Origin of the sequence: Hymenobacter elongatus (genome assembly GCF_004745955.1) — a bacterium.
Lineage (GTDB): Bacteria > Bacteroidota > Bacteroidia > Cytophagales > Hymenobacteraceae > Hymenobacter > Hymenobacter elongatus.
This window is the reverse complement of sequence record NZ_SRLD01000018.1, coordinates 74,218-100,841: the sequence shown is the minus strand read 5'-3', so window position 1 is coordinate 100,841 and position 26,624 is coordinate 74,218. Positions and strand designations below refer to the sequence as shown.

General features: G+C 61.0%; 17 protein-coding genes. 11 read left to right on the top strand and 6 right to left on the bottom strand.

The window, feature by feature from the left end:
* Positions 1–230: 230 nt before the first annotated feature.
* Together E5J99_RS10805 and E5J99_RS10800 are read right to left on the bottom strand one after the other, a co-directional pair.
* Complete coding sequence (locus E5J99_RS10805) at positions 231–1,802, bottom strand: ABC transporter permease/substrate-binding protein (protein WP_135497759.1); 1,572 nt, start codon at positions 1,800–1,802, stop codon at positions 231–233.
* On the bottom strand, positions 1,790–2,764 hold the full coding sequence (locus E5J99_RS10800; protein WP_135497757.1) for an ABC transporter ATP-binding protein: 975 nt from the start codon (positions 2,762–2,764) through the stop codon (positions 1,790–1,792). Before E5J99_RS10800 ends, E5J99_RS10805 begins: the two co-directional genes overlap by 13 nt.
* Positions 2,765–2,827: 63 nt before the next feature.
* Here E5J99_RS10800 and E5J99_RS10795 point away from each other — a divergent pair, with 63 nt between their 5' ends.
* Entirely contained in the window at positions 2,828–3,349 is a 522-nt protein-coding gene (locus tag E5J99_RS10795) for a GNAT family N-acetyltransferase (RefSeq protein ID WP_135497755.1), read from the top strand.
* A gap of 279 nt (positions 3,350–3,628) precedes the next feature.
* Here E5J99_RS10795 and E5J99_RS10790 read toward each other — a convergent pair whose 3' ends face one another.
* Complete coding sequence (locus E5J99_RS10790; protein WP_135497753.1) at positions 3,629–5,728, bottom strand: tetratricopeptide repeat-containing sensor histidine kinase; 2,100 nt, start codon at positions 5,726–5,728, stop codon at positions 3,629–3,631.
* A gap of 339 nt (positions 5,729–6,067) precedes the next feature.
* Between E5J99_RS10790 and E5J99_RS10785 the strand changes: the two genes are divergently transcribed.
* The 3 genes from E5J99_RS10785 (at position 6,068) to E5J99_RS22155 (ending at position 8,667) form a co-directional block, all read left to right on the top strand.
* Entirely contained in the window at positions 6,068–7,597 is a 1,530-nt protein-coding gene (locus E5J99_RS10785) for a M28 family metallopeptidase (protein WP_245318881.1), read from the top strand.
* A 191-nt stretch (positions 7,598–7,788) separates the two neighbouring features.
* Positions 7,789–8,358 carry an alpha/beta hydrolase gene (locus E5J99_RS22160; RefSeq protein WP_317128829.1) on the top strand — a complete coding sequence of 190 codons (570 nt, stop codon included), beginning with the start codon at positions 7,789–7,791 and terminating at the stop codon, positions 8,356–8,358.
* A gap of 75 nt (positions 8,359–8,433) precedes the next feature.
* Positions 8,434–8,667, top strand: a complete 234-nt coding sequence (locus E5J99_RS22155; protein ID WP_317128828.1) for an alpha/beta hydrolase-fold protein — start codon at positions 8,434–8,436, stop codon at positions 8,665–8,667.
* 237 nt (positions 8,668–8,904) lie between these two features.
* On the opposite strand, the gene E5J99_RS10775 is transcribed toward E5J99_RS22155, so the two are convergent.
* The 3 genes from E5J99_RS10775 to E5J99_RS10765 are packed head-to-tail and all read right to left on the bottom strand — an operon-like array spanning position 8,905 to position 11,240.
* Positions 8,905–9,243 (bottom strand): hypothetical protein, encoded by a 339-nt coding sequence (locus tag E5J99_RS10775; RefSeq protein ID WP_135497752.1) that lies wholly within the window; start codon positions 9,241–9,243, stop codon positions 8,905–8,907.
* A gap of 30 nt (positions 9,244–9,273) precedes the next feature.
* Positions 9,274–10,392 carry a WD40 repeat domain-containing protein gene (locus E5J99_RS10770; RefSeq protein ID WP_135497751.1) on the bottom strand — a complete coding sequence of 373 codons (1,119 nt, stop codon included), beginning with the start codon at positions 10,390–10,392 and terminating at the stop codon, positions 9,274–9,276.
* Positions 10,393–10,433: 41 nt separating this feature from the next.
* Positions 10,434–11,240, bottom strand: coding sequence for a cytochrome-c peroxidase (locus E5J99_RS10765; protein ID WP_245318885.1), 807 nt, complete (start codon positions 11,238–11,240; stop codon positions 10,434–10,436).
* A 1,905-nt stretch (positions 11,241–13,145) separates the two neighbouring features.
* Here E5J99_RS10765 and E5J99_RS10755 point away from each other — a divergent pair.
* The 7 genes from E5J99_RS10755 (at position 13,146) to E5J99_RS10725 (ending at position 26,622) form a co-directional block, all read left to right on the top strand.
* Positions 13,146–14,735: a cellulase family glycosylhydrolase gene (locus E5J99_RS10755; protein ID WP_167852076.1), complete on the top strand. Its 1,590-nt coding sequence runs from the start codon at positions 13,146–13,148 to the stop codon at positions 14,733–14,735.
* A 128-nt stretch (positions 14,736–14,863) separates the two neighbouring features.
* Positions 14,864–16,891: a 7TM diverse intracellular signaling domain-containing protein gene (locus tag E5J99_RS10750; RefSeq protein WP_135497747.1), complete on the top strand. Its 2,028-nt coding sequence runs from the start codon at positions 14,864–14,866 to the stop codon at positions 16,889–16,891.
* A 290-nt stretch (positions 16,892–17,181) separates the two neighbouring features.
* Positions 17,182–19,665 (top strand): beta-glucosidase, encoded by a 2,484-nt coding sequence (locus E5J99_RS10745; RefSeq protein WP_135497745.1) that lies wholly within the window; start codon positions 17,182–17,184, stop codon positions 19,663–19,665.
* Between the two features lie 77 nt (positions 19,666–19,742).
* The gene (locus E5J99_RS10740) at positions 19,743–22,898 is read left to right on the top strand and encodes a SusC/RagA family TonB-linked outer membrane protein (protein WP_135497743.1); all 3,156 of its coding nucleotides are present in this window, start codon (positions 19,743–19,745) and stop codon (positions 22,896–22,898) included.
* 44 nt (positions 22,899–22,942) lie between these two features.
* A complete protein-coding gene (locus E5J99_RS10735; protein WP_135497741.1) occupies positions 22,943–24,415 on the top strand; it encodes a RagB/SusD family nutrient uptake outer membrane protein in 1,473 nt (490 codons plus the stop codon).
* Between the two features lie 43 nt (positions 24,416–24,458).
* Complete coding sequence (locus E5J99_RS10730) at positions 24,459–25,709, top strand: PKD domain-containing protein (protein WP_135497739.1); 1,251 nt, start codon at positions 24,459–24,461, stop codon at positions 25,707–25,709.
* 43 nt (positions 25,710–25,752) lie between these two features.
* Positions 25,753–26,622, top strand: a complete 870-nt coding sequence (locus E5J99_RS10725; protein ID WP_135497738.1) for a glycoside hydrolase family 16 protein — start codon at positions 25,753–25,755, stop codon at positions 26,620–26,622.
* The last annotated feature ends 2 nt before the right edge of the window (positions 26,623–26,624 follow it).

The following is a 26,624-nucleotide window of genomic DNA, read 5'->3' as shown; positions in this document are numbered from 1 at the left end:
GTGTAGGCGCGGGCGAAAGCAGGTGGCGTAACTGGCCACGTAGGCCTCCACTTTTTTTCAGTAATCGGCAAGTCCATTCCCTGAATTTATGCCCTTGCTCCCTACCGCACAACCTGCCAAAGTAGAGGTAAGTACGTGTGGAGTGCGCGGCGGCGCTACGCCTGGTTTCGGAAAACCGCCGCACAGCTCTCGGTTCGCTCTCCCCGACAGCGCCCGTGCCTGGTTTCGGCTCACGGGTACAGATAAGCCGCCAAGTGAGAAATGGACGTGATGCCCAGCCGGTGCGCCTGCTGGTTGCGCATAAGTAACGCATACGTATTGTTGAAGCCTAGCGGAGCCAGCCACTCCAGCCTATAGCGGCGGCGGAACTCGGTTTGCACGTAGTGAAAAACCGCCGGTGGGCTGCCCCCCAGTGAGTCGACGACGGCTGGGGACGGCTGCAGCAGCACCAGTAAGCCCGTGCCGGTGTACTCGGGGTACATATCGATGGCGCCGGTGCGCAGGGCTTCGAAACAAATGGTGGTGCCGCCCAGCCCGGTTTTGGTTTCTACGGCCAGCGGCGTATTGCCCCGAATGAGCGCCGCGTACATTTCCAAGAGGATGTATTGCTCGGCAAAAATCTTGGAGCCCAGCCGTACTACCGGGGCACCCGGCGCGAGGGGCCGGGGCTGCCGCCACAAGCCGCGTCGCCGCAAAAAAGCGTGCGCTACAGCCTGGGGCTCCTGGTGCAGATAATCGACGCGGTAGTTCAGATTGGTCATAACCGAGTCGGAAATCTGTCCGGCCAGCTGGCCCAGCACTGCCGACAGCTCGGGATGCGCGGCTAGCAGCGCGGGGCGCACCACCGGAGCGGCATAGTAGGGCGGAAACGCGTGACGGTCGTCGCGTAGCACCCGCAGGTCGTAGGCCCGGATGCGGCCGTCGGTGGAGTAGCCGTCGATGACGTCTACATCCCGGTGGCGGGCGGCTTCATACACCAGCGCCGGGGCCAGCACCACGCTGGGCAGGCGCCGGAGGCGGTACGTGCTTTTGAGCCCCGGCAGGCCATCGGCGCGGCCCACAAACTCCGGGCTGAAGCCCGCCAGCAGCTTGCCCGTGGCTCGTGGCACCAGATACAACCCGCCCAGCAACGGCAGGAGCACGAGCAGGCTCGCCCCCACGCGTACCAGTCGACGCGTGCTTAAGCGCTGCAGGCCGGCCAGCGCGGCGTCGAAGGCCAGGGCCAGGCCAGCGGCGGGCAGCGCTCCGGCCAGAATCATAGCCGGATTGTTGAGAGCAATGCCCCCGAAGATAAATTCGCCCAAGCCGCCCGCCGCCACGTAGGCCGCCAGCGTGGCCACGCCCACGTTGATAACCGTGGCGGTGCGGATACCGGCAAACAGCACCGGCAAGGCCAGTGGCAGCTCTACCCGGCGCAGAATTTGCCCGGTCGTCAGGCCCAGGCCACGGGCAGCTTCCACCACGGCGGGGCTCACACTTTGAATGCCAGTCAGTGTATTTCGGATGATAGGCAGCAGGGAGTAGAGGAACAGGGCGAAAATGGCGGGCTTGGGCCCAATGCCCAGCAGTGGAATCAGAAAGCCGAGTAGGGCAATACTGGGCACCGTTTGCAATGCTCCCGCTACGCCCAGCACGGCCGGGGCCCAGCGGGGCCGCCGTGCCAGCCCCAGCCCCAGCGGTACGCCCAGCAGCACCGCCAACAACAGGGATGCCGCCGTGAGCCCGATGTGCTGCACGGTTTGCTCGCCGAGCTTGCCAGCTTGGGTGTGCCAGAAGGTGAGCAAATTACTTAGCGTTTCCATGCGGCTTCCTCTCGTTGTAAGGCTTGTCCGAAAGCGGCCATGAGCTGGGCCAGGTTGAAGGGGAAAGGCGGCGTGGCGCTATCATCTGCTGTGGCGGTCAGGGTTTCCAGCGTTTCCTGAATGGTGGCATGGGTGAAGAAACCGGCTGATTCGGTTGGTGACGGAGTCGGCAGAAACGGCAGCACGTCGGCCAGCGTGAAGATGCGCAGCTGCAAGGCCAGCCGCTCGGCGGCGAAGAACTGCCGCACGAAGCTGTTGGCGGGCTGCAGCAGCAGCTCCCGGGGCGTGCCCAGCTGCTGCACCCGACCGGCATCGAGCAGCAAAATCCGGTCGGCCAGCTCGAAGGCCTCTGCCACGTCGTGGGTGACCAAGACCACCGTTTTGTTGCGTAGCTCTTCCAATTCCCGGAATTCGCGCCGGATGCTGGCCCGGGTGATTGGGTCGAGGGCGCCGAAAGGCTCGTCCAGCAGCACGATGGGAGGGTCGGCGGCCAGGGCACGGGCCAGGCCCACGCGTTGCTGCTGCCCCCCCGAAAGCTGGTGCGGATACTGGTGGGCGTAGCGCTCGGGCGGCAAGTGCAGGCGGGTGAGCAGCGCCGTGGTGCGCTGGTGAATAGCGCTGGCGGCCAGCCCCAGCAGGCGCGGCACTACGGCAATATTTTCGGCCACCGTGTAGTGGGGGAGCAGCCCCACCTGCTGAATGACGTAGCCGATGCCGCGCCGCAGCTGCTCGGGACGCTGGTGGCGCACGTCGCGGCCGTTGATGTCAACGGTGCCTGCGTCGGGCTCGACCAGGCGGTTGAGCATCTTGAGCAGCGTCGTTTTGCCGCAGCCGCTGGGGCCCAGCAGCACCAGGGTTTCGCCGGGGTGCAGCACAAACGACACGTCCTGCACTACTGCGTGCGAGCCATAGCGCTTGTGTAAATGAGCGGCACGGATGGCCGGAACCAGAGAATCGGGCATGCAAGCGGGGTATGGGAGGCAAAAGGGTCTCGCTCCATAACCGCCAAGGTATACTTTTGTGCTATGAGCCTGAATCTGACCATTACGCCCGCTGCTACTGCCGACATCCCCGCCCTGGTGGCCTTCGTCAACGGCGTGTATCGCGGGGAAAGCTCCCGGCAGGGCTGGACCACGGAAGCCCATTTGCTCGAAGGCCCCCGGATCGATGCGGCCGCGCTGGCTGAGATGCTGCAAGCCGAGGAAGCAGTATTGCTCATGGGCCACGATGAAGCCGGCGCGCTGGCCGGATCGGTGTACCTGCAAAAGCAGGCCGACACCCTCTATCTGGGGATGCTTTCCGTGGACCCCACCCGGCAAAGCGGCGGAATTGGCAAGTATCTGCTGCTGGCCGCCGATGCGTATGCCCGGCAGCAGCAGTGTCGCCGGCTGAAAATAACGGTCATATCGGTGCGGCACGAGCTGCTGGCCTGGTATGAGCGCCGGGGCTACCGCCTGACTGGCGAAACCGTGCCCTTTCCCGATAACCCCGCGTTCGGCATCCCGCAGCAGCCTCTCACGCTGCTCGTCATGGAAAAGATGCTCTGAGAGTATGTTTGGGAATTGGTGAAAACTTCGTTTGTGTCATGCTGAGCTTGTCGAAGCATCTCTACCACGCCGGTAGAGATGCTTCGACAAGCTCAGCATGACACAAAAATTAAAATCTCAAACACGCTCTGATACAGAGCCGCATCGGGCGGTTCCTGGCTTCTCGCCGTGGCAGAAGTCAACTAGCAGAGGCTTAGTGCCTATCCGAGTAGGCGGTCATGCTTCGACAAGCGGACGCCAGATCAAGCATGACGTTCTTTTTTCTATTCGGATAGGCTCTTAGTTGGCCGGGCCGGGCAAATACGTTGCTGTCGGCATTTCGGCGGGGCTGGTGAGGGGCAGAGCAATAATAAACTCCGTGAAGTCGCCTTCCCGGACTTCAACTGACAAGGTGCCACCGTGGCCTTTGGTAATCAGGTCGTGGCTGAGTGCCAGCCCCAAGCCGGGGCCTTCCTCGGGCGACCTGGTAGCGAAGAACCGCTCGAAGAGTGTGGGCAGCGCTGCCGCTGGGATTGCCACTCCGTTGTCGCGCACCCTGATTTCGATATGGACGGGAGTGGCGCGGGTGCTTACAGCTACCTGCGGCACATAGCCTTCTTCCTTGCTGTGCTGGCGCTGCTGCACGGCGTAGAAGGCGTTGGTAAACAGGCTGATAAGTACCCGGCCCAGGTCGTGACGAATAATGGACAGGTTGCCGACGGCCGGATCGAGGTGGGGCAGTAGGGCGGCGTAGAAGTTGCGGTTTTTGGCCCGGATATCGTGGTAGGTCAGGCGCAGGTAGTCTTCCACGAAGGCATTGACGTCGGTGCTTTGGCGCGGGCCCGGACTGCTGCGTGAGTATTCCAGCATGCCCCCCACGATGGATGAGGCCCGCTGGCTGGAGCGAGCTATTTTGCTCTGGTATTGGCTCAGCATCTGCAGGTCGTCCCACAAGGTGCCGGGCTCCTCGGTCATCAGGCCCAGCTTTTTCAGCCCGGTTCGCAGGCTGTTTATCAGGTCGGCGCTAATGCCGGCGATGTTGCGCATATTGTTGACCGGCGTCTGGATTTCCTGGGCCACACCGGCCATCAGCTCGCCCAGGGAGGCCATTTTTTCGCGTAGCACCAATTGGCTCTGCGTAATTTTTAGCTCGTGCAGCATCCGGCCCAGGCTGTCGCGCTGGTCGGTGAGCTCCTGTTTCTGCTGCGTTATTTCCTCGTTGAGGGTGTGGAGCTGCGTGTTGGTCTGCTGCTGCTGCCAGTTGTTGCGCCACAGCAGCAGGGCCGTTAAAATCAAGCCTGCCAGCAGGGCGGACAACGCGTAGAATCGGGTGCGGGCCCCAAACTGGGCGTGTTCCTCTTCGAGCTGGCGCAGACGCTGCTGCTCGGCAAAGCCAATGGCGTCGAGCTGCTTGATGCGCTGCGGGTTGTAGAGGCTGTCCTGTGCCTGCAGCATGATGCGCATATATTTTAGCGTGCTGTCGGTTTGCTGTCGGCTCTGGAAGGCGTTGGTAAGCAGCTTGCTGGTGTGCACCACTGCCACCACGAACGGCAATGCCTGGCCAAAAGCCAGGGACTTGCGGGCGTAATACACGCTGGAGTCGGTTTCATGGCGGCGGTGGTACAGATCGGCCATATAGTGGTAGGCCCGGCAGGCACTGCGCAGGTCATTTTCGGGAAACGCGGCCCGTGCACTGGCTCTATAGTAGGCCAGCGCCTGCTCGTGTTGGCCCCGGGAGGCCCGCAACAAGCCCAACTCGCGCAACACGTACGGCAACGGGTTGCCCCAGCTGCTGTGGTGCACTGTGCGCGACTGGCGCGTCAGGGCGTAGGCGCGGTTCAGGAAAAACTCGGCCGAGTCGAGCTGCCGCAGCCCTTCGTAGCCCGCCCCCAGGTTGGTGAGCACACTGATAAGCTGCGAATCGTCGCCGACGTGCTGCTCGTAGATGGCTTTGGCCCGGAAGAAAAACGACAGCGCCGGGCGGTAGTCTTCGAGGGCTTGGTAAAGCAGCCCCATCTGATTGAGGGTGCGCGCCATGCCTTCGGGGTCGTGGCTGCTTTCGTTGAGCTGCAAGGCCTGCAGGTCGATGCGCAGGGCCTGGGGCAGGTTGCCCCGCTCACTCATCAGAATGGCGAGGCGCGACAAGCACCGCCCTTCGCCCTTGGCATAGCCGATGCGCCGGGCGAGCTGCAGGCCCTGGCGGGCATACCACAGCACGGAGTCGAAGCGGGAATACCGGAAGGAGGCGCTCAGGTCGGCCAGCAATAGCACCCGGCTCGTGTCGTGCCGCGCCAGCGTCAGGGCCTTGCGCAACGCCGGCGTCTGCGGACTTTGCGCCTGCACGAAAGCACCGGAAAGCCAGCAGAGAATAAAAAATAGGATAGGAAATAGTTTCCTCATGTGTAAAAGTAAGAAACAACGACTAGCCTACGGGTATGTCGGTCCGTTAATCGTGCCCCTTGGTTTCGGAGGCTTTATTTTTCTGCGAAGAGCGTGTTTGGAAAGTGGTGAAAACCCCGTTTGCGTCCTGCTCAACAGGCGGACGCCAGATGAGCAGGACACGAAATCAACATCCCAACTATGTTCTTAACCCGGCCTGGCAGGGCTGATTCTCGCTGTTAGCTGTGTACCACAGCGGCCTGGTTCCTGCTAGCTGCCCTGAACTTTCGTGTTGCCGCAAAGTATAGTAGTTTTCCAGCCCATTCAGCGCCGGAAGCGCTACCCTTAGAAGGCTTTATCGTGAAAAAACGTCTGTCTGTTGTCCGGCCCCTGCTGCCGGTTTTGTCGTCGCTAGTGCTGATCGGGGTCACGGTGCTGAGCTGCACCCGCCCGCCCGCATCTTCCTCCCTGGCCGATGCCGCCGCCACTGCCCCGCCTGCGTTGGCTGCTATTCAGGAAGCCGAGCTGCGCAAAGACCTGTTCGAGCTGGCCAGCGACAGTATGCGCGGACGCCGGGCCGGCACCGCCGATGAGCTGCGGGCCGCCGTGTGGGTGGCCGAGCGGGCCCGCCAGATTGGTCTGGAGCCTGCCGGCGACGACGGCACGTATTTTCAGTTTTATCCAGTGCGCCGCCTCACGGTGGCGGCCACCACCAGGCTGCACATCAACGGGCAGCCGCTCCGGCTCTGGCAGGATGCCTGGGTCACGGCCCCCATCGAGGCCCGCTTGGATGCGCCCGTTATCTGGCTGGCTTCCCTGGCCGACACCACCGGCCGCAACCTGCGGGGCAAAGTAGTGGCCATGAACCTGCTGCCGCCCGTGCCGCTGCCGGCCCTAAAAATGAGTTTGTGGGGCTTCCGCTACATTCTGGCCGCTCTCAATCAGCAGGGCGCGGCCCTGCGGGCAAAAGGCGTGGCCGGCATTCTGTTGGTAGCCGACAATATCGCCGAGCCGCAGCTGGGGTTTGTGGGGCACCGCTACCAGGACGGCGTGTACCAGTTGCCCGCTATGGCTACGGCCGCGCCTATCGTGCCGGTAGTGCTGCTCCGGCAGGCCGCCGGGGCCGCCCTGAAATCGGGCAAAGCCAGGGTGACGGCCGATCTGGGCCTGGACAGCTTTATCTATCCCTCCGTCAACGTTATTGCCCGCGCCCCGGGCACTGAGGCCGCCCAGCGGCAGGAAAACGTGCTCTTTAGTGGCCACCACGACCACGATGGAATCGGGACTCCGGTGGCCGGTGACTCCATCTGGAACGGGGCCGACGACAACGCTACGGTAAGCGTGGCGCTGCTGGCTATAGGGCGGGCCTGGAAAAAAAGCCCTGGCCGCCGCTCCGCGCTGTTTGTGTGGCATGGTGCCGAGGAGCGGGGCCTGCTGGGCTCGCGCTGGTACGCCGAGCATCCCACGGTGCCGAAGTCATCTATCGTGGCCGTGCTGAATGCCGACATGATTGGGCGCAATGCCCCCGATTCGGCGGCGCTGCTGGGTTCTACGGTACCGCATCGCAACTCCACGGCTCTGGTAGCCATGGCCGTCAAGGCCAATGAGCAGTTCACCAAATTCAGTATCGACACTTCCTGGGACGACCCCAAGCACCCCGAGGGCTGGTATTTCCGCAGCGACCATGTGCCGTATGTACGGGCGGGCATTCCGGCGCTGTTCTTCACTACCCTGCTGCACTCCGACTACCACACGCCCCGCGACGAAGCCTCGCGTATCGATATCGGGAAGCTGGCCCGTATGACGCGCTGGATGTACGCCACCGGCTGGGCCGTGTCGAATACGGCGGAGCGCGTCGTCGTTGACCCCGGCGCTACGCTGGAACGCTAGCGGCATCTCCTGCGCGGTATCGGTGGCGGCTGGCCTGGCCGCCGTGGCAGCGGCTACGGGAACCAGGCCTGGCGCTGCTACCGGTGGTGAGGTGAGCCGTAAACGAGCAATACAGCACGCTTTACCGCCATAAGCCTAACAAAACGTCCATCTACACGCTCACTCTCACCCTATATCCTTCGACCTGCCGTATGTCTACGTTGCGCTTTTTTCTGCTACTGCTGTTTCTGGGCCACGCTGCTGCGGGCTTCGGGGCCCGAATTGATACGGTGACCATAATGAGTGCGGCCATGCAGAAAACCTACCGTGCGGCGGTAGCGCTGCCAGCCTCCTACGCCAAAAATAAGAAGGCCGCGTACCCGGTGCTCTACCTGCTGCACGGTGCCTACGGCCACTTTGGCGACTGGCTGGCCAAAACGCCCGATAAGCGGCTCGTACACCGGCTGGCCGATCAGTATAATATCATCATCGTGATGCCCGAAGGGGAAACGTTCAGCTTCTACCTGGACAGCCCGGTGAACAAGGATAGTCAGTTTGAAACCTACATTACCAAGGAGGTAATCGGGCAGATTGATAACGCCTACCGGACGGTGCGCAGCAGCAAAGGCCGGGTTATCACGGGGCTTTCGATGGGCGGGCACGGCGCGCTCTACCTTTCGGCCCGCCACCCCGAGCTGTTTGCCGCCGCCGGTAGTATGAGTGGTGCCCTGGACCTGTCGGCTCTCAACCGCCGCATGTCCCCGGAGGAGCTTAAGGGCTGACAGTCACTGTTCGACCCGATTCTGGGGCCGGAAGGAGCCAAGCCTGATGCCTACACCGCCAACTCGGTGGTGCACATGGCCGACAAGCTTGGTGCTAATGGCCTGCCGCTCATCATCGACTGTGGAGTCGACGACTTTCTGCTCGAAATTAACCGGGAAGTGCACCGGCGGCTGGTGTATAACCTCACTCCGCACGACTATACCGAGCGGCCAGGCTCGCACACCTGGGAGTACTGGCAGAATGCCTTGCCCTACCATATGCTATTTTTTCAGAAGGTATTACAGGCAAATGGCGTCAGTATTCCGTAGCGCTCAGCTCCTGAGCTGACCCACCTCACGTTGGGACTATGCACCTAGCGGGCCGCTTATGCCGTTGTCTAATGCTGCGTGGCCCTTGCAGAAAAAGAGCTAAAGCATGCGCAAAACAGCCCTTCGGGCTACTCTGCGCATGCTTTAGCTCAAGCAGTGGGGGCAATCCTGGTACTGCGCGGCTTCCGTCAAACGTACCAGGGAAAGCAGGTCAGCCGATGAAAAATCAGCGCGACCTTACTGCGTGATGGTATACTGACGGGCTGGCCCGCTGCTGCCAGCCACCGTAGCGCTGACGTTGTCGAGTTGAATAGTTGCACCCGTATAAACAAAGGCCGGTACCCCGTACGTTACCCGCGAAAAGCTGCTGCGGAACTGTTCGGCCTCACGCGGCGCTACCTTGACACGGTAGCTGACGGTCGGAAATAAGGCCGAGCCCAGCGTGTAATATTCCGTATCTGCATTGTAGGCCTTCAGCGTGAAGCTCGACCAGTCGGCAGCGTTGCTGTATCCCTTGAGGAGCAAGCCTAATCCCTCTTGTTGGAATGCCTTGAGTTGGTCCGCTTTACGGGCCATGCGGGCGTCAAAATCAGCGGTCTTCTCGAATTAGCCTTTGCGGCTCCATTTGTCAAAGTTGTATTGGGCATATGCCCCAATCCGAACGGCAGTGCTCGGTACCTGCCAGATCTTCAGCGTTCCATCGCGGCTTACACTCGCCAGACTGCCGCCGTCGGGGCTAAAAGCCAGGTTCTCCACTTCGGCGGTGTGTAAATCCCCCGACAAGTCCTGCACCAGCATTCCCGTAACCATGTCCCAAATCCGCACTTTTCGGTCTCCGCCTCCCGTAGCAATTAGCTGCCCGTCGGGGCTGAAGGAGGTCGCCCATACGTCGGATATGTGCGCGGGCAACACGCGCACGGTCCGCTGGGTTTTTAGGTCCCAAACCCGGGCCGTATTATCCCAGGCACCGCTCACTATGTACTTCCCATTGGGGGAAAAGCGGGCATCCCATACCTCATCAGTATGGCCAGCCAAGACCATTTTCGGTTCCCAGGTGGCCGTATCCCAGATGCGAAGCGCATGGTCGCCACTGGCCGTAAGAACCTCCGAACCATCGGGGCTGAACGCTACCGACGTGACGTTGCCTGTACGACCCTTCGCCGTTTTGGCCCGGTCGTACGCCGCTGGTACTGATGGCGCATCAGCCGCCGCAGGGGGTTTGAGGGAGGCTAGGCGCTGGCCGCTAAACGTATCGAAAACCAGTGCTTGTCCATCCCAGCCGGCGCTGGCCAGCCGCTTACTATCGGGACTAAAGGCCACGTCACGGACATAATCTGTGTGGTCCATGTTTTTACGGATGAGTTCCCCCGTAATAGCATCCCATAGGATAAGGGCATGGTCGACTCCCCCAGAAGCAATATAGCGCCCGTTGGGGCTAAATTTTACGCTTACCACATCATCCGTATGGCCTTTCAGCGTCAAGGCGGGCTGGCGGGTAGCCACATCATAGATGATGATGTCGCGGCCCAAACCACAGGTCACCAGGTGCTTGCCATCGGGGCTGTAGTCAACGCCCAGCAAGGCTGCTTTCGTCTTGATGTCGACTTGTAGCCAAGAGCTGGTAGCAGGAGCCGGTGCGGCGGTCTGGGCGTGGGCACCAGAGCTGCAGAGAAGTGCTACGCCCAAGGCAGTGCGTAGCAGGGAAGGGTAAAGGCAGGTGCGCATAGGTAAGTGGCAAAAGGGGTGTGGTAGTGAAGGGCGAATAATCAGTACAATCCTCCCACCCGGCGGTCGGGGAAACAGGATAGGTCCGGCAACGTGGCTGGTGGTCGATGCTCGTAGGAAGTCGTATCGGTGAGGGTCTGCAGGAAGGCAATCAGGCGCTCTTCCTGCTGCCGCTCCAACGGATGGGCAAGCTGCTGCTGGTGAAATGGCGTGTTCAGGATCTGCGCCAGCGTTGCCGCCTGACCATCATGCCCATAAGGAGGGGTAATAGCTACATTGCGTAGGGTAGGCGTTTTTACCCACTCCCCAGGCCGTATTTCATGGCGTTGCCCATCGCGGAAGACGGGGCCGCTATGACAGCCTGCGCAGCCCAGTTGAGCCCGTGAAAACAGCCGTTGGCCGGCCAGTGCCAGGCCGGGCAGCTGGCCCGCGCCCCGCTGGGCCACATCGTAGGGCGCATTGCGGCTGCGCAGGCTCTCAACATATGCCGTGAGGGCCGCGTTGATCGTGGCCTCGCCAATGGGAGCCTGTAGCGCTTGGTCAAACCAGTAGCAGTACCAGGCACTCTGCTCCAGCCGATCCGTAATCAAGGCATAGCTGCTGCCCATCTCCAACGGACTGGTGATGACCTGCTTTATAACTTCCCCCATCGTGGTTGCCCGTCCATCGTGGAAGTAGTGACGCTGGCCGGCTGCATTGAGGAGCGTTGGCGCGTTGCGGGTGAGGTTAGCTGTGAAGCGTAGCGCCCGGGAAGTAATACGGTGGTCCGTGAAGGCCTTATCAGGTCGGTGGCAGGAAGCACAACTGCGCTTACCATTAATGGAAAGCGCAGGCTCAAAGAATAACACTTTCCCCAACTCCCGGATGCGTATGTGGTTGGTAGGCTTGCCAGAGTTTAGAGTAGGAGTGGTACAGCTACTGAGGCCAACAGCTAGGATAATACCCAGTATGTAGAAAAATAAGCCAGAGCGAAACCGCATTGCTTTGTTTAATTTTTGACATTGCAAACTTAAACAAAATTACCCCAAGAGCTAAAAAAGTTCGCTGAAAAGTGTTCTTAACTCGTTAAGTGAAAGAATTCGCTGGGTAAAGAGTGAATAAATAGTTATATCTGCATGAGCAAAGACGAATGCTCTGTAAATTGTATAAAATATAGAATAAGAATATACTGTGCGGGTAAGGATTGTCACATATGGTACTGGGTGCATAAAATCGTCGTTGCCGAGAAAAGCACTGACTAGCATCTGTTCGCTCACCCGATTATACTTCCAATGCGCTGCTAACTGTACTTAGCTTTTCGCCCCTGGCAGGCAGCAAATGGGGATTTTGACCCACGCTTTTATCCAAAGGTTACGGCGTATCCCTTCCGGAGCCTGTTACGGTGCGTCAAATTGAGGGTGTCGCATGAGCAACCGGTCACCCCAGTGACGTAACAGCGGAGCGATGGACGTTTGTGACATCGTAGCTGGCCTTGGTACGCGAAGACGCACCACAGCAGCAGTACGCGTCGCGCGCCGTCCTCGATGCGGTGCGTTACCTGGTCAAAACCGGCGGCGACTGGCGCTACCTGCCGCATGATCTACTGCCCTGACTGGCGGTGTATCAGCAGTGGGCACGCTGGCACGACAACCGCTGTTTCCTTTACCTGCTGGCCTATTTACACGAGTTGGCCCGCTCGCTGGCCGGTCGCCCGCTTCGGCCACCTAGCACGCGACTACGAGCGCCTGGCACGACTATGTAACAACTCCAGTTTATCATCTTCGTTGGCCTGCTGCCGGTGACAGGTATCTAGGCCACAACAGCCTCTAGTGCTTTGCCCTGGCCATGAAGAGCAGGCATATGGCGGTGAGGCAGGGAGGCAAGGAAAAATAATGATACAAAAGTGGGGGCTGAGCCCCCGATTATTCGTTGTTTTTTATCCGTTCAGCCAGTAAAATACAGAAGCCTGCTGGGTAAAGAATAAGGCGACTTTGCGTGTGCTATACGTGCATAGTCAAGTTGTGATACAACAGTCAAAACCTTGTCTATAATCGAATAGCAAGCTTTTTGAGCTTGTATCTGCCAAACAACGTCTGAATATTTGGCCCGCTATCCGGTCGTTGCAATCGTTTGGGACGCCTGCGCGGGGCAGTTGCCAGCCCGGCGGGCCTGCTGCTGGCTCATCGGTTGCAGTGGCCACCCCTGACGCCGGACTTTGTCTTCCCGGCCGGGCTTTTCTACCAACTCCCCTTAGTTTTCCTCGCTTGTTCCTCACTTCTTTCAGGAGCTGCCGGGTGGCGTCTATTTTCTCATGGGGCAAAGCGAGACGAGGGTAAGGGTGCAGCGAATCAGCAAGAATTAACCACAGACGCTGGAGTACAACAATGGGAGAGGTGAAGACTCTGGGTGGGACTTCATCGAAACGGGACGGGATATTTCCGTCCCGTTTCTTCTTGTGGGCCAATTACTTACTGCCCGAATTCTATGAGAAACGCTGGTGCTAAAAGGTCAGATAGTGGTAAGCGAAACGGGTGGCTTACGCTGATTTGGGGCGTGCTGCTGCTCTGGCTGCCAGTGCTAAGCAGGGCGCAAAACATGAGCTTGCTCCAAGCCAAGGGTAGCAAAATAGTAGACGACAAGGGTCGGGAAGTCGTGTTGCGGGGTTTCAACGCGGGCGGCTGGCTGTTGCGGGAAAGCTACATTCTCAAAACCGATACCCTAGACTCCCAGGCCCGCATTCGGGGGAGCTGCTGCGCGCAATGCCGGAGGCTGCCATGGAAGATTTTTACGAGCAGTACCGGGCCCGATTCGTAAACAAGGCAGATATTGACTTCGTGGCCGCCCAGGGCTTCAATTGCGTGCGGCTGCCGTTTCACTACGACTTATTTCTGACCCGGCAGCAGCGCCGGGCGCGCAACAACGCCAGCCGCAGCCCCCGCAACGTGGACGCCTACGTGCAAGCCCTGACGCGGTGGTACGACCAGGGACAGCTGTTTACCAACACCGAAAACCTCGACGGTTTCCGCCTCATCGACGAGGTGCTGCGCTGGTGCGCGGCCAATAATATGTACGTCATTCTGGATCTGCACGCAGCCCCCGGCGGCCAAGGCTCCGACCGCAACATCAACGACAACTTTGTTCCCCTGGACCTCTGGAAACGCAAAGATGCCCAGGGCCGCCTGATTTACCAGGACATCACCGTGCGGCTCTGGGAAAAGCTGGCTGCCCGCTACCGGCACGACCCGCGCGTGGCCATGTATGACTTTGTTAACGAGCCGCATAACGTCAACGCCAGCAGTGGCTTATCCAACGAAAACGCCGAAATCAACGCTCTGTACAGCGGCCTCATTGCCGCAGTGCGCCGCCAGGGCGACCAGCACTTGCTGCTGCTGGAAGGCAACGGCTACGGCAACGAGTACACTAACCTGACGCCCGACAAGCTCCGGATAAAAGACCGGCGCAACCTGGTGTATAACGCCCACCGCTACTGGTGCCCCAACGACCCCAAGGCTACCGACCCTAACCCCAACCAGCTTAATCTGCTGGCGAATCTGGTGGCCTTCCGGGCTACGTGGCAGGTGCCGGTGTGGGTGGGCGAAACCGGCGAAAATTCTAACGAATGGTTTTCCGGGGCAGTGCAGAGCCTTAGCAGCCAGAGTATTGGCTGGTGTCACTGGAATCTGAAGCGGGTGGAAGGCGTGACCAGTCTGCTGCGCGTACGCCACTACGGCAGCATCCTGACGCCCGAAGGCCGGGCCGCTCTGCTACGCAATGTCGAGTTCAAACAGTGCGTGCCCAATCGCGACGTTATAGCCGCCCTCACCGGCCCGGCCATGGCCCGCATGCCTTTCGTCGCGCTCAGCATTCCCGGCACTATTCACGCCACTGACTACGACTTGGGCCGCAACGGCATTGCCTACCACGATACCTACGCCGAGCGAATCGACTACCGCCAGGAGGCCCCGACCAATAACGGCAGCATCTGCCGCAACGATGGTATCGACATTCAGGCTACTGCTGATAAGGATTCCAACGGATTCGCCGTCAGTGATATGGCCGCCGGTGAGTGGATGCATTACACCGTCACGGTCGCCAGAGCCGGTGCTTACACTCTGCGGGCCCGCGTGAAAAACGACTCGGCTGTCCCGGCACGGCTCCTGGTAAAGCTCGATGATGTGCCCATCGGCAGCTTCACCGTGAACCAGACGCCGGCCGCCGCGCCCTGGGTTACCATGGCGGTGCCTACTACCCCCTTGCCAGCCGGCCGCCACACCCTTACGCTCTACGTCGAGCAGCCGGGCGCGAGCCTGAGCTGGCTCCAATTCAATTCTGCCACCACCCCAACGACCCAGGGCGGCCAATGACCGCCCGCAAGGCCCCGCCGCAGAATGCAGCGGTGTTCGTCGCCTTGGTAGGCCAGGAGCCGCCAGCCGCATTCTGCGGCGGGGCGCTGTTGGCAGCCCTGCATTCGTTTCCTTAAATTGGGAGCTACATGATGTCCTCCACCCGCAAAGTCCCCCGTTTTCAGGCTGTCGGCTCCCCCTGCTGGCGCATATTAGGCTGCCTGTGCCTGCTGTTGCTGGCTTTCCAGGTGCCCGGCCGGGCGGCCCCGCGCGAAGACACGCTGCGAATCCACGGCGGTATCAACGAGCTGTACGTCGACCCGTCGCGCTATGCCGTGCTCGAAGACCCATCGGGCCGGCTTACGCTGCCGGATGTGCTGAGCCCCCGCTGGAGTGGCCGTTTCCAGTCCGGCGACGTGACGTCGGGCGGCAAGCAGGCCGGCAACATCGAAAACACCGAATCGGCTTACTGGCTGCGCATCAGTGTGCGCACCGACGACTCCGACGAGCACCACTGGTACCTGGAGATGTTCGATTCCCACATCAACGACCTCACCTTTTACGGGGCCAACGCGGCTGGCCAGTACAGCGCCGTGCGCACCGGGGCCGATTTTCCCTTTACCACCCGGCCGTATTCCTACAAAAACTTTCTCTTCAGCCTGCGCCTCCAGTCCGGCCAGACCCATACCTACTACCTGCGGCTGAAATCCAGCTCCAAAACCAGCTTTCTGGGTCGCCTGCGCAACGAGGCCATGCTTTCCTCACACTTCCAGAGCGAGTACGGAATGCTGGGCGGCTTCTACGGCGTGCTGCTAATCATGGTAGTCTACAACCTGTTCATTTTCCTGTTTATCGGCGAGCAGACGTACCTGCGTTACGTAGCTTATGTATTGAGCTGTAGTCTTTTATTTCTTTCCGAGGATGGGCTGGGGTTCGAGTACATCTGGCCCAGGCTGCCCTGGCTCAACCAGATTGTAAACGCCGGTGCGCCTATTCTGCTCCTGCTCACCTTTGGCTACTACGCGCGCCACTTTCTGGATGCGCCCCAGCGCCTGCCCCGCTTCGACCCGTGGGTGCGGCTGGTGCTGCTGCTCAGTGCCGGGCTGCTGCTGCTCGATACCGTGTTCATTCAGTCGGGCTTCAGCTTCTGGCTGTATCTGCTGCCCTACGGCATGCTGTACTACGCGGCGGTTAAGGTATACCGGCAGGGCTTCAGGCCAGCGCGTATCTTTCTGCTGGCGCAGGCGGGCGTGGCAGTTAGCTTATTGTTCTTGATTACCAGAAAGTTAGGTGTTGATTTTTTCAACAACCCCTTCACGGTGTACAGCATGAATGTGGCTTTCGTTTTCGAGGTGGCCGTGCTGTCGTATGCACTGGGCGACAAGATAAAAAGCATCAAAGATGCCACCATTCGGGCGCAGGAAAAGCTGGTGAAGCAGCTGCATAAGAAGCATTTAGCCCAGGATAGATTAATGGAGCAGCTGCACCAGAACCAGGAGTTGAAAGACCAGCTCAACTCGGACCTGGAAGCCCAGGTGGCGCGGCGTACCGAGGAGCTGCGCCGCCAAAGCGAGACCATTGTGGCCCAAAACCGCGAGCTGCTACAGGCCAACGGCTTGCTGGCGTTGCAGTCGGTGGCTATCGAAAAGCTCAATACCGACCTGCAGCGCGACTTGCAACAAGCCCAGGCGGCCCGGGTGCTGTCCAAAGAAGTGGATTTCGGTGAATTCAGTCAGATTTACCCCGATAAGGATGCCTGCCTGAGCTACCTGGCCGACCTGAAGTGGGCCAATGGCTACCGCTGCCGCAAGTGCGGCCACGAAAAATATTGCGACGCCCGCGAAGCTCACGCCCGCCGCTGCACCAAGTGCCGCTACGTAGAATCGGCCACGGCTTACACCATGCTGCAAAAATGTAAGTTCTCCATTGTTAAGGCTCTGTATGCGGTGTTTCTGATATACACGCACAAAGGCAACTACTCGTCGCAGGAACTCTCGCGGGTGCTGGAGCTACGCCAGGGCACCTGCTGGAGCTTCAGCCAGAAGGTGACGGAAGCCATGCGCCGCCGCCGCCACGCCGCCGACTACGACGAAAACGAAGGCTGGACTCACGTACTGCTCGATGCTACGGCAACCGCTGAGGATGCCCCGGCGCTGGCTGAAACCGAGCGCTCCTGATCATCTGCAAACGTTTGCGGCTGGGAAAGCCCTAAATGACAAAGTTTTTTTCGCAAAAAGGAGGCCCTACGGCCTCCTTTTTCATTGTTTTTTAGCTGTGCGGCTACGTCTTCAGCAAAACCAGGCTAACCCGGCAATTCGCCTGAAATGGTCGGGTTGTGCGTGTGTGGTAAGTGTATAAGCACGATGTGAAGTAGGTGAAAAAACGACGAACAGGCTCAGTATGAAGGGATTTTGCTCTTGCATTTCCCAGACAATGAAGGATATCTTTGGATAATTCCCCCGCTATAATGACTACTCCCCGCCCCCTTCTGGCAGTCCCGTTCGGAACGGTACAGCGCTCTGCATTCCATTTATCGGCCGTGCCGGCCCGTGCTACCCGTGCGCTCCTGCTCGGGGCCGCACTTGGCCTGCTGGGAAGCTGTCAGCGCCCGGCCGTGCCAACGGCCGCCGCTGCCCCGACTGCTTCTACCAGCATCGCCACCGCTGGGACGGCGGCTGGTAGTGCGCTGCCCGCCGCCGCCGTAAGTGCGCGGGTAGCGGCGCTGCTGGCCCAGATGACGCTGGAAGAAAAAATCGGGCAGATGACCCAGCTCACGAACACGGTGATTAATACGACCGGTGTGCAGAAGGATGTGACGCTGGATTCGGCCAAGCTGGTGCCCCTCATCCGGCAGTTCCACATCGGCTCGTTCCTGAATGGCGAAGCTGTGCCGGCCACGCAGTGGGTGAAGTACTCGGCCGCTTTGCAGCGCATTGCCATGCGCGAGTCGCGACTGCACATTCCTATTATCTATGGCATCGACCATATCCACGGGGCCAGCTACGTGGCGGGTACGGCCATTTTTCCGCACAACCTGAACCTGGGGGCTTCCTTCAACCCCGAATTCGCCCGCCAGACGGCCCGCGCCACGGTGTTGGAATCAGCCGACCTGGGCCACCACTGGGTATTTGCCCCGGTGCTCGATTTAGGCGTGAATACCTATTGGCCGCGCATCTACGAAACCTATGGTGAAGACCCGCTGGTAGCTTCCGTCATGGGCACGGCTTTCGTGCGCGAGCTGCAGGAAAACAAGGAAATTGCGCCGTATAAAGTGGCCGCCTGCGGCAAGCACTTCATCGGCTACTCCGACCCGCGCAACGGCTGGGACCGGACCAACGCCATGATTTCGGATCAGCGCCTCCAGGAGTTTTTCCGGCCTTCGTTTCAGGCCGCTATGGATGCCGGCCTGCAAACGGTGATGATCAACTCGGGCGAAATCAACGGTGAGCCGGTACACGCTTCCAAGGCTATTCTCACCGATTTGCTGCGCCGCCAGATGGGTTTCAAGGGCGTGGCCGTCACCGACTGGGAAGACATTATCCGGCTGGTGCGGGTGCAGAAAATTGCTGCCAACGAGAAGGAAGCCACTTTTATGGCCATCGATGCTGGCGTGGATATGGCCATGACGCCCTACACCACCACTTTCTGCCGCTTGGTGAAAGAGCTGGTGCAGGAAGGCCGCCTCACCGAGGAGCGCATCAACCTCTCGGCCGGCCGTGTGCTGCAGCTCAAGGTGGATCTGGGTTTGTTCGAAAACCCGATGCCGCGCACCGACCGCCTCAGTCGCATCGGCGACCCGGCCCTGAAGCAGCTCACCGTGGAGGCCGCCCGCGAGTCCATCGTACTGCTTAAAAATGAGCAGAATACGCTGCCCCTGGCGCCGGCCCGCGTGAAGCGCCTGCTCGTCGTTGGCCCCTCGGCCGACTCGCGCGCCAACCTGGCTGGTGGCTGGACGCTGGCCTGGCAGGGCCGCCCCGAAAGCGAATACCCGAAAGAAGTGCTAACGATTTACGCCGCCCTGAAAAAGGAATATCCCGGCGCGGTGGTCGAAACTCTGCCGTATACCGCCGCCGGCAAGCTGGCTTTGGGCAGCATCAGCGCTGCCGCCCGTAAGGCCGACGCGGTGATTCTGGCCCTCGGCGAGCGGCCGTACACCGAAGGCCTGGGCAATACCAGCGACCTGACGCTGCCCGACGACCAGCAGCAGCTGGTGCGCGCGGCCCAGGCCAGTGGCAAGCCCACGGTACTGGTCGTTATCGGGGGGCGGCCTAACATTATCCGCGCGGTGGCCGCGCAGGCGTCGGCGGTTATCTGGGGCGGGCTGCCGGGCTTCGGCGGCGGCCAGGCCATTGCCGAAATCATCAGCGGCAAGGTGAATCCCAGCGCCAAGCTCTCCTTTACCTATCCGCAGTTTGCCGGCCATATCTCGCCCTATCACCACGACAACAACGAAAACTCGCTGGATCTGAGTGACTTCGGGAGTGGTTTCGAGGATCGGGGCGTCAAGTTCAAAGCCGCCATGCTCACCGAGTATGGCGAAGGCCTGAGCTACACCACCTTCCGCTACAGCAACCTGCAGCTCAGTGACTCGGTGCTGAGCGGCAACGGCCGGGTGCGGGCCACGGTGCAGGTAACCAACACCGGCCGCCGCGCCGGCAAGGAAGCCGTGCTCTGGTTTCTGACCGATGAAGTGGGCCGCATTGCCCGGCCCGTGCGCCTGCTCAAGCACTTCGAGAAGCAGGAGCTGGCCGCCGGGGCCAGCCGCGAATTCACCTTCGAGATTGAGCCCCGCCCGCACCTGAGCTACCCCAATGCCCAGGGCCAGACGCAGCTGGAAGACGGCTACTTCACCCTGCGCGTGGGCGACCAGACCCGGCGCTTCCGCTACGCCACGCCGGCTGCGGCCACTACGCCCGCCGTTGGCCAGAAAGACTCCGGCTCCCAACCCTAGAATCATCGGCCCCGGCCGATGTGTGTTCGGCGGGGCGTATTTCCTTTCTCGCTCCACACTTCCAAATTCCTAACCCTATGAATTTAAACCACTACCCGCAGTTTCTGCGGCGGGCGCTGCTGCTGGCTACGCTGGGGCTACCGGCGCTGAGCGTGCCCGCCCTGGCTGGCTCGGCGGCCTTGCCGCTGCCCGTTGCCGGGCGGCCCACGCTGGCCGATGTTCCGGTATCGGGCCGCGTGACACAAAGCAACGGCGAGCCGCTGCCCGGCGTTACGGTGCTGGTGAAAGGTACCTCGCTGGGTACTTCTACCAACTCCGACGGGACGTTTTTGCTGAATGTGCCCGAAAACAGCACGTTGATATTCAGCTATGTAGGCTATATCCGGCGGGAAGTAGCCGTGACCGGGGCCAACAGTGGCAGCCTGGCCGTGACGTTGGATGAAGACCTGAAAGCGCTGAGCGAAGTAGTGGTGGTAGGCTACGGCACCCAGGAGCGCACCAGCGTAACCGGGGCCGTGTCGTCGGTGTCGGGCAAGGATATTGCCTCCCAGCCCGTAGCCGACCCGGTGCAGGGCTTGCAGGGCCGCGCGGCGGGCGTTACCGTAACCCAGAACTCGGGTGCTCCGGGCGGGGCCGGCGGCACGGCCGTGCGGGTGCGCGGTATTACGTCAGCCGGCAACAACTCGCCGCTGTACGTGGTGGATGGCTTCCCACTGCCTTCGAGTGACTCGAATGGCGGTTCGATAGAAAACCAGCTCAACGCCATCAACCCCAACGACATCGAAAGCATTGACGTGCTGAAAGATGCCTCCGCTACGGCTATCTACGGCCTGCGGGCCGCCAACGGCGTAGTCATTATCACGACCAAGCGCGGCAAGGCGGGCACGGCCACCATCAACCTGGATGCTTACCGGGGTGTGCAGCAGGTGTGGCGCAAGCTGAGCCTGCTGAACGCCGAGGAATACGCCGTTATCAACAACGAGTCGCGGCTGGCCAAGGGCGAGCCGATCCTGCCCAAGTTGAGCGACCCGAAATCGTTGGGCGAGGGTACCAACTGGCAGGATCAGATTTTCCGGCCATCGGCCGTGATTCAGAGCTATAACCTGTCGGCTGCGGGCGGCAGCGAAAAGGCCCGCTACGCGGTGTCGGGCGGGTATTTCCAGCAGGATGGCACCATTGTCGGGTCGCGCTTCGAGCGGTTTACGCTGCGGGCCAACGGCGACATTCAGCTCAACAAGATTCTCAAGATCGGCAACAGCCTGGCCCTCACCAATCTCAACGACCGCCAGGTCGACACCGGCGGCAGCGAGTTTGGCGTGCTCAGCAACGTGCTCCAGATTCCGTCTACGCTGCCGGTCTACAACGCCGACGGCACCTGGTACGAGCCCACCAGCACCGACGGCTTCGTGGAGCCCAACCCGGTGCTGCAAGCCCAGATTACGGACTCCAAATTTACCCGCAACCGGGTGCTGACCACCTTCTTTGCCGAACTGGAGCCGCTGAAAGGCCTGCGCTTCCGCACCAACGTGGGAGCCGACCTGGTATTTGACAACTTCAACGCCTTCACGCCGTCGCTGGGGCCAAACTCGCCGCGCAACTCCACGGCCAGTGCCGGGGCCTACAACAACTACAACCCCAGCTACCTAATTGAGAACACGCTGAGCTACGACCACCTGTTTGGCGACCGGCACCAGGTGACGCTGCTGGCGGGCCAGTCGGCGCAGGAGTTTAACTACAGCACGCTGTCGGCGGGGCGCTCGGGCTACAGCAGCAACGCCCTGCGTCAGATCAATAATGGCCCGATCAACCTGAACCTGAGCAACGGCGGCGCGGTAAGCCCGCCCGACCGCCTGGCCAGCTACTTCGGTCGTGTCAACTACGAGTTTGGCGGCAAATACCTTTTAGCCGCTACGGCCCGCTACGATGGCAGCTCGGCCTTTGCCCTGGGCGAGAAGTTTGGCTTTTTCCCCGGCGTATCGGCCGGCTGGCGCATTTCGGAGGAAGCCTTTATCAAGGACGTGCGCAGCATCAGCAACCTGAAAGTGCGCGTGGGCTGGGGCCGCGTGGGCAACCCGCTCAACGCGGGCCGCTTCGCCTACCTGGCTAATATCAATTCCGGCATCACCTATCCGTTCGGTTCCGCTGGCGACATCAACATTGGGGCCGCGCCGACCAAGCAGCAAAATGCACTGCTGAAGTGGGAAATCAACGAGCAAACCAACGTAGGTATCGACCTGGGCCTGTTCCAGAACCGGGTGGAAGCGACGCTGGACCTCTACAACCGCCGCTCACCCAACCTGATCAGCCTGGTGCCGCCGCCCTACGTGACGGGTACCTACGAGTCGGTGAACACCAACGCCATCGACTCCTATAACCGCGGCCTCGACCTCTCGCTGACTACGCGCAACCTGATGCCGGTCAATGATGGCCTGGCTTGGACGACTACGCTGGTCTTCTCTACTTATTCCAGCCAGATTGATAACCTGGGCGTGGCCGTGCCCTTCAATGGCCTGGTCGACCGCAACCTGAACGCCATTGTGCGTTACGACCAGGGCCAGCCTTTCGGCTCGTTCTACGGCTATGTGGCCGATGGCCTGTTTCAGAATATGGAAGAGGTGCGCAGCCACGCCCGCCAGAGCGCCGGCACCAACCCCGGCACCAGCACCGCGCCCGGCGACATCCGCTTCAAAGACCTGGACGGCGACGGCGTCATCACCGACAAAGACCGCACGTTTATCGGCGACCCAAACCCGGATTTCACGTATGGCGTTACCAATACGCTGACGTTTAAGGGCTTCGATTTCAACGTGTTTCTGCAAGGCTCGCAGGGCAACGACGTGTATAACCTGAACCGCGTGTACACCGAAGGCGGCCTGACCACCAACGGCAACTCCAGCACCCGCGTGCTGAAGCGCTGGACCGGCGAAGGCACCAGCAACGACGTGCCCCGCGCCATTGCCGGCGACCCCAACCTGAACCTGCGTATCTCCAGCTATTTCGTGGAAGACGGCTCCTATATGCGCGTTAAGATGATGACCCTGGGCTACGCCGTACCCAAAACCATCGTGAGTCGCATCGCCGCCCAGAGCCTGCGCGTGTACGTAAGCGCCCAGAACCTGCTCACGCTCACCCGCTACAGCGGTTTCGACCCCGAGTTGGGGCAGGGCGGCGTCGATCGGGGCGTGTACCCACAGTCGCGCGTGTTTCTGGCCGGCCTGAACATCGGCTTCTAAGCCGGCCGCGCCCTTCTTCTACCTTCTGCCTTTCATTCCCCCCCATGAAAACGACCACTACCAAAGCCGCCGGTGCCCTGCTGCTGCTGAGCCTGCTCACGGGCTGCGGCGAAAAGTTTCTGGACGTGAGACCCAACAGCTCCGTGACCAACGAGAACTTCTACCAGAACGAAACCGATGCCATTCAGGCCACCAACGCGGTGTATGCCGAGCTGAGCCGGGGCGGGCAGTATAACTACGCCCTCTGGGGTATCGGCGATATTATGTCGGATAACTCGACCACCGGCGGCGGCGGCGGCGGCGACGGCCTGGAGGAGCAGCAGCTCGACAACTTCAACATTCCGGCCAGCAACCCCATGACCACGCGCCTGTGGAATGGCAGCTACGTGGGCATCGGCCGTGCCAACCTGGTGCTGGAAAAAGTGCCCGGCATCACCAGCATGAGCGATAAGATCCGGCGGCGCTGCCTGGGCGAGGCGCGCTTCCTGCGGGCCAAATACTACTTCGACCTCGTGCGGGCCTTCGGCGATGTGCCCCTGATTACGGTGCCGGCCAAAAGCCCGGAGGAAGCCCGCCTGCCCCGCACCGCCGCCGACCAGATCTACGCCACCATTATCTCCGACCTGACCTCCGCCATCGGTGAGCTCGACGAGAGCTACTCGGGTGCCGACCTGGGCCGCGCTACCAAGTGGGCCGCCGCCGGCCTGCTGGCCAAGGTGCAGCTCACGCGGGGGAACATGACGGAAGCCGCCAGGCTGGCCCGCGACGTAATTGCCTCGGGCAAGCACAGCCTGTGGACCAACTACGGCGACAACTTCCGGGTGGAAAATGAGAATGGTCGCGAATCCTTGTTTGAGGTGCAGTACGTGAACGGCAAAAACGAATACACCTTCGATGGCCTGGGCTTCGTGGGCAACGAGTTTTTTGCCCCGCGCGGCCAGAACCTAGTGCCCCAGAACGGCTACGGCTTCAACGTTCCGGAGCAGGAGTTTGTGGCCGGCTACGAGCAGGGCGACAAGCGCCGTGACGTGACCATCTGGAAGCCCGGCGACAAATACCCCGACGGCCGCGTGCAGCCCGCTTCCACGCAGGGCTCGCCAAACGGCTACAACGTGCGGAAGTGGTTTGTGGGCAAAACCAACACCCTCGTCTGGGATTCGCCCCTGAACGTGCCGGTGCTGCGCCTGGCCGAAATCTACCTGATTCATGCTGAAGCGGCCGGCCCCGTGGAGGGCCGCGAGTCGCTCAACATGGTGCGCCGCCGTGCTTTCGGCGATGCCACCCACGATATGCCCGCCGGCATGAGTGCCGAGGCCTTCAAGGCGGCCGTGCTCAAGGAGCGGCGCTACGAGCTGGCCTTCGAGTGCGACCGGTGGTTTGACCTGAAGCGCACCGGCGAGCTGCTCCGGCTGCCGGCGTTGCAGGCCAAAGGCGTGAAGGATTTTAATGTGCTGCTGCCCATTCCGCAGTCGGAGCGCGATGCTAACCCCAACCTGACACAGAACCCGGGCTACTAAGCCGTGGCCTGTCTTGTTCCGCCGATTTTTAACCCGCCCGTATATGACTAGTTTTTTTCGTAAAGCCGCCTGGATACTGCTGGCCAGTCCATTAGCTCTGGCTTCGTGCCAGAAGGAGGATGATGACAACGCGCTGGAAGGCCCGGTGCCCGTGTCCGATTTCACGGTGTCGCTCAACACGTCGCAGTTTCCGATTGTAGCCACCTTCACCAGCACCAGCCAGGATGCCTTCCTCTACCAGTGGAACTTCGGCGATACGCCGGTGCGCGGCTCCGGCCCGGTGGTAACCCACACCTACAAGCGCCCTGGCCCCGTAACGGCCACCCTGACCACCGCCGGCCCCGGCGGCACGGGCAATGTGGCCAGCAAGGAGTTTGACATTCCGACAGCCTGCGGCAACAACGGCTTTGCCGTGCTGACGGCCTGCGCCACCTCGGGCGCGACCACCTGGACGATTTCGGACCAGCCCCGCGCCATTGTGAAGCTGGCGGCCAACGGCACCGAGCTGTCGGCCTCGGGCGTGCTGCCCGCCTGCCAGCTCGACGACCAGTTCTCGTTCACGAGCGTGTATACCTTCAGCTACGATGCCGGCGCGGCCACGTTTGCCAACAACACCTGCGGCGAGGCCCGCAGCCTGAACGCCGACTTCGTCTACAAGCTCAATGGCTCGCTGGGTCAGATTGTGCTGCAGAATAAACGCTCATTCATTGGTCTGCCCGATTCGGTGGTCAACAAAACCTACGACATCGTAGAAGCCTCGGCCACGCGCCTGCGCCTGCAGGGCACCAACCCCGACGGCACCAAAACCATCGTGACGTATTCGCCCCAGCTCTCGGCCCTCGACCGCGCCAAGCGGCTGCTGACCGGCGGCTCGTCGCGCACCTGGATGCTCGATAACGGCCAGGAAAAAGCCATTGTGGTAGGCCCGAGCGACGCCGACCCGACCAGCTACTTCGGCGGCGGTGCCCTGGGCAGCCTGCCCGCCTGCCAGGCCGACGACGAGTTTACCTTCACCGAGGCCAACGTGTATACCTATAATGCCAAGGGTGAAACGCTGGTGGCCGGCTCGGGCTGCGGCGCCCCGCTGTCGGGTACCTCGGCCTTCACTTTCGGGGCCGCTACGGGGGCCGGCATTGCCCAGTTCGAGCTGGCGCGGCCCACGTCTTTTATCGGCGTAACCGATGCTAACAACCGTATCTACCGCATTCTGGCCATCACCGATCAAACCATGCTGCTGCGCGTGGGGCCACCCAGCGGCGGCGTGGTGCACACCATGAAACTGCGCGTGAAGTAGCCTGCACGGCCTGCGCGCTTCCTCCATTAATTTCCACCCAGCCATGATTCGTACCTCCCTCTTTATTCGCCCGCGCCTGCTCATGGCCGTGGCAATGGCGGCCGTAACGGGCCTGCTCTCCTGCACCCAGGAACCCGACAAAGTATTGCCCGCGCCCAAATCGGCCGAGCCTGTTGTGAACGAGGAAGCCCGTGACTACTCCCAGTACACCGAGCTAGCCTGGAGCGACGAGTTTACGGGCGGCCAGCTCGATGACACCAAGTGGACCTATGAGGTGCAGGATACCTGGTTCAACAACGAGCTGCAAGCCACCACCAACTCGCCCAAAAACCTGTTTCTGGCCGGCGGTGTGCTCAACATCCAGGCCCAGAAGGAAGTGTACAACGGCAAGAACTACACCTCGGCCCGCATCATTACCAGGGGCAAGAAGGACTTCGGCTTCGGTCGCCTCGATGTGCGCGCCAGGCTGCCCAAAGGCAAGGGCATCTGGCCCGCCATCTGGATGCTGGGCTCCAACGACCAGACCGTGCCGTGGCCGGCCTGCGGCGAAATCGACATTATGGAGCTGCGCGGCAGCACGCCCAACGTGAACATCAGCACCGTGCACTTTGGCACCGTGCCCGCCGACCGCAAGCAGATCGGGACGACCAAGGCCCTGGACAGCGGCGACTTTTCGCAGGCGTACCACACTTTCACCTTCATCCGGAGCAAGGACATGATGCGCTGGTACCTCGACGGCGTAGAATACTTCAAGCTGACGCCCGCGCAGGTATCGCCCTATCCATTCAACAACCCATTCTACGTGATTCTGAACGTGGCCGTGGGCGGCGACTTCGACGGCAACCCCGATGCCAGCACCCTTTTCCCGCAGCGCATGGAGGTGGAGTATGTGAAATTCTGGAACTACAAATAGGC

Excerpts from the sequence above, each read along its gene's own strand:
- E5J99_RS10740 (WP_135497743.1), top strand. The coding sequence starts at position 19,743 with ATGAATTTAAACCACTACCCGCAGTTTCTGCGGCGGGCGCTGCTGCTG.
- E5J99_RS10755 (WP_167852076.1), top strand. The coding sequence starts at position 13,146 with ATGGAAGATTTTTACGAGCAGTACCGGGCCCGATTCGTAAACAAGGCA.
- E5J99_RS10730 (WP_135497739.1), top strand. The coding sequence starts at position 24,459 with ATGACTAGTTTTTTTCGTAAAGCCGCCTGGATACTGCTGGCCAGTCCA.
- E5J99_RS10795 (WP_135497755.1), top strand. The coding sequence starts at position 2,828 with ATGAGCCTGAATCTGACCATTACGCCCGCTGCTACTGCCGACATCCCC.
- E5J99_RS10770 (WP_135497751.1), bottom strand. The coding sequence starts at position 10,392 with ATGCGCACCTGCCTTTACCCTTCCCTGCTACGCACTGCCTTGGGCGTA.
- E5J99_RS22155 (WP_317128828.1), top strand. The coding sequence starts at position 8,434 with ATGGCCGACAAGCTTGGTGCTAATGGCCTGCCGCTCATCATCGACTGT.
- E5J99_RS10800 (WP_135497757.1), bottom strand. The coding sequence starts at position 2,764 with ATGCCCGATTCTCTGGTTCCGGCCATCCGTGCCGCTCATTTACACAAG.
- E5J99_RS10805 (WP_135497759.1), bottom strand. The coding sequence starts at position 1,802 with ATGGAAACGCTAAGTAATTTGCTCACCTTCTGGCACACCCAAGCTGGC.
- E5J99_RS10725 (WP_135497738.1), top strand. The coding sequence starts at position 25,753 with ATGATTCGTACCTCCCTCTTTATTCGCCCGCGCCTGCTCATGGCCGTG.
- E5J99_RS22160 (WP_317128829.1), top strand. The coding sequence starts at position 7,789 with ATGTCTACGTTGCGCTTTTTTCTGCTACTGCTGTTTCTGGGCCACGCT.
- E5J99_RS10775 (WP_135497752.1), bottom strand. The coding sequence starts at position 9,243 with ATGGCCCGTAAAGCGGACCAACTCAAGGCATTCCAACAAGAGGGATTA.
- E5J99_RS10750 (WP_135497747.1), top strand. The coding sequence starts at position 14,864 with ATGATGTCCTCCACCCGCAAAGTCCCCCGTTTTCAGGCTGTCGGCTCC.
- E5J99_RS10790 (WP_135497753.1), bottom strand. The coding sequence starts at position 5,728 with ATGAGGAAACTATTTCCTATCCTATTTTTTATTCTCTGCTGGCTTTCC.
- E5J99_RS10745 (WP_135497745.1), top strand. The coding sequence starts at position 17,182 with ATGACTACTCCCCGCCCCCTTCTGGCAGTCCCGTTCGGAACGGTACAG.
- E5J99_RS10735 (WP_135497741.1), top strand. The coding sequence starts at position 22,943 with ATGAAAACGACCACTACCAAAGCCGCCGGTGCCCTGCTGCTGCTGAGC.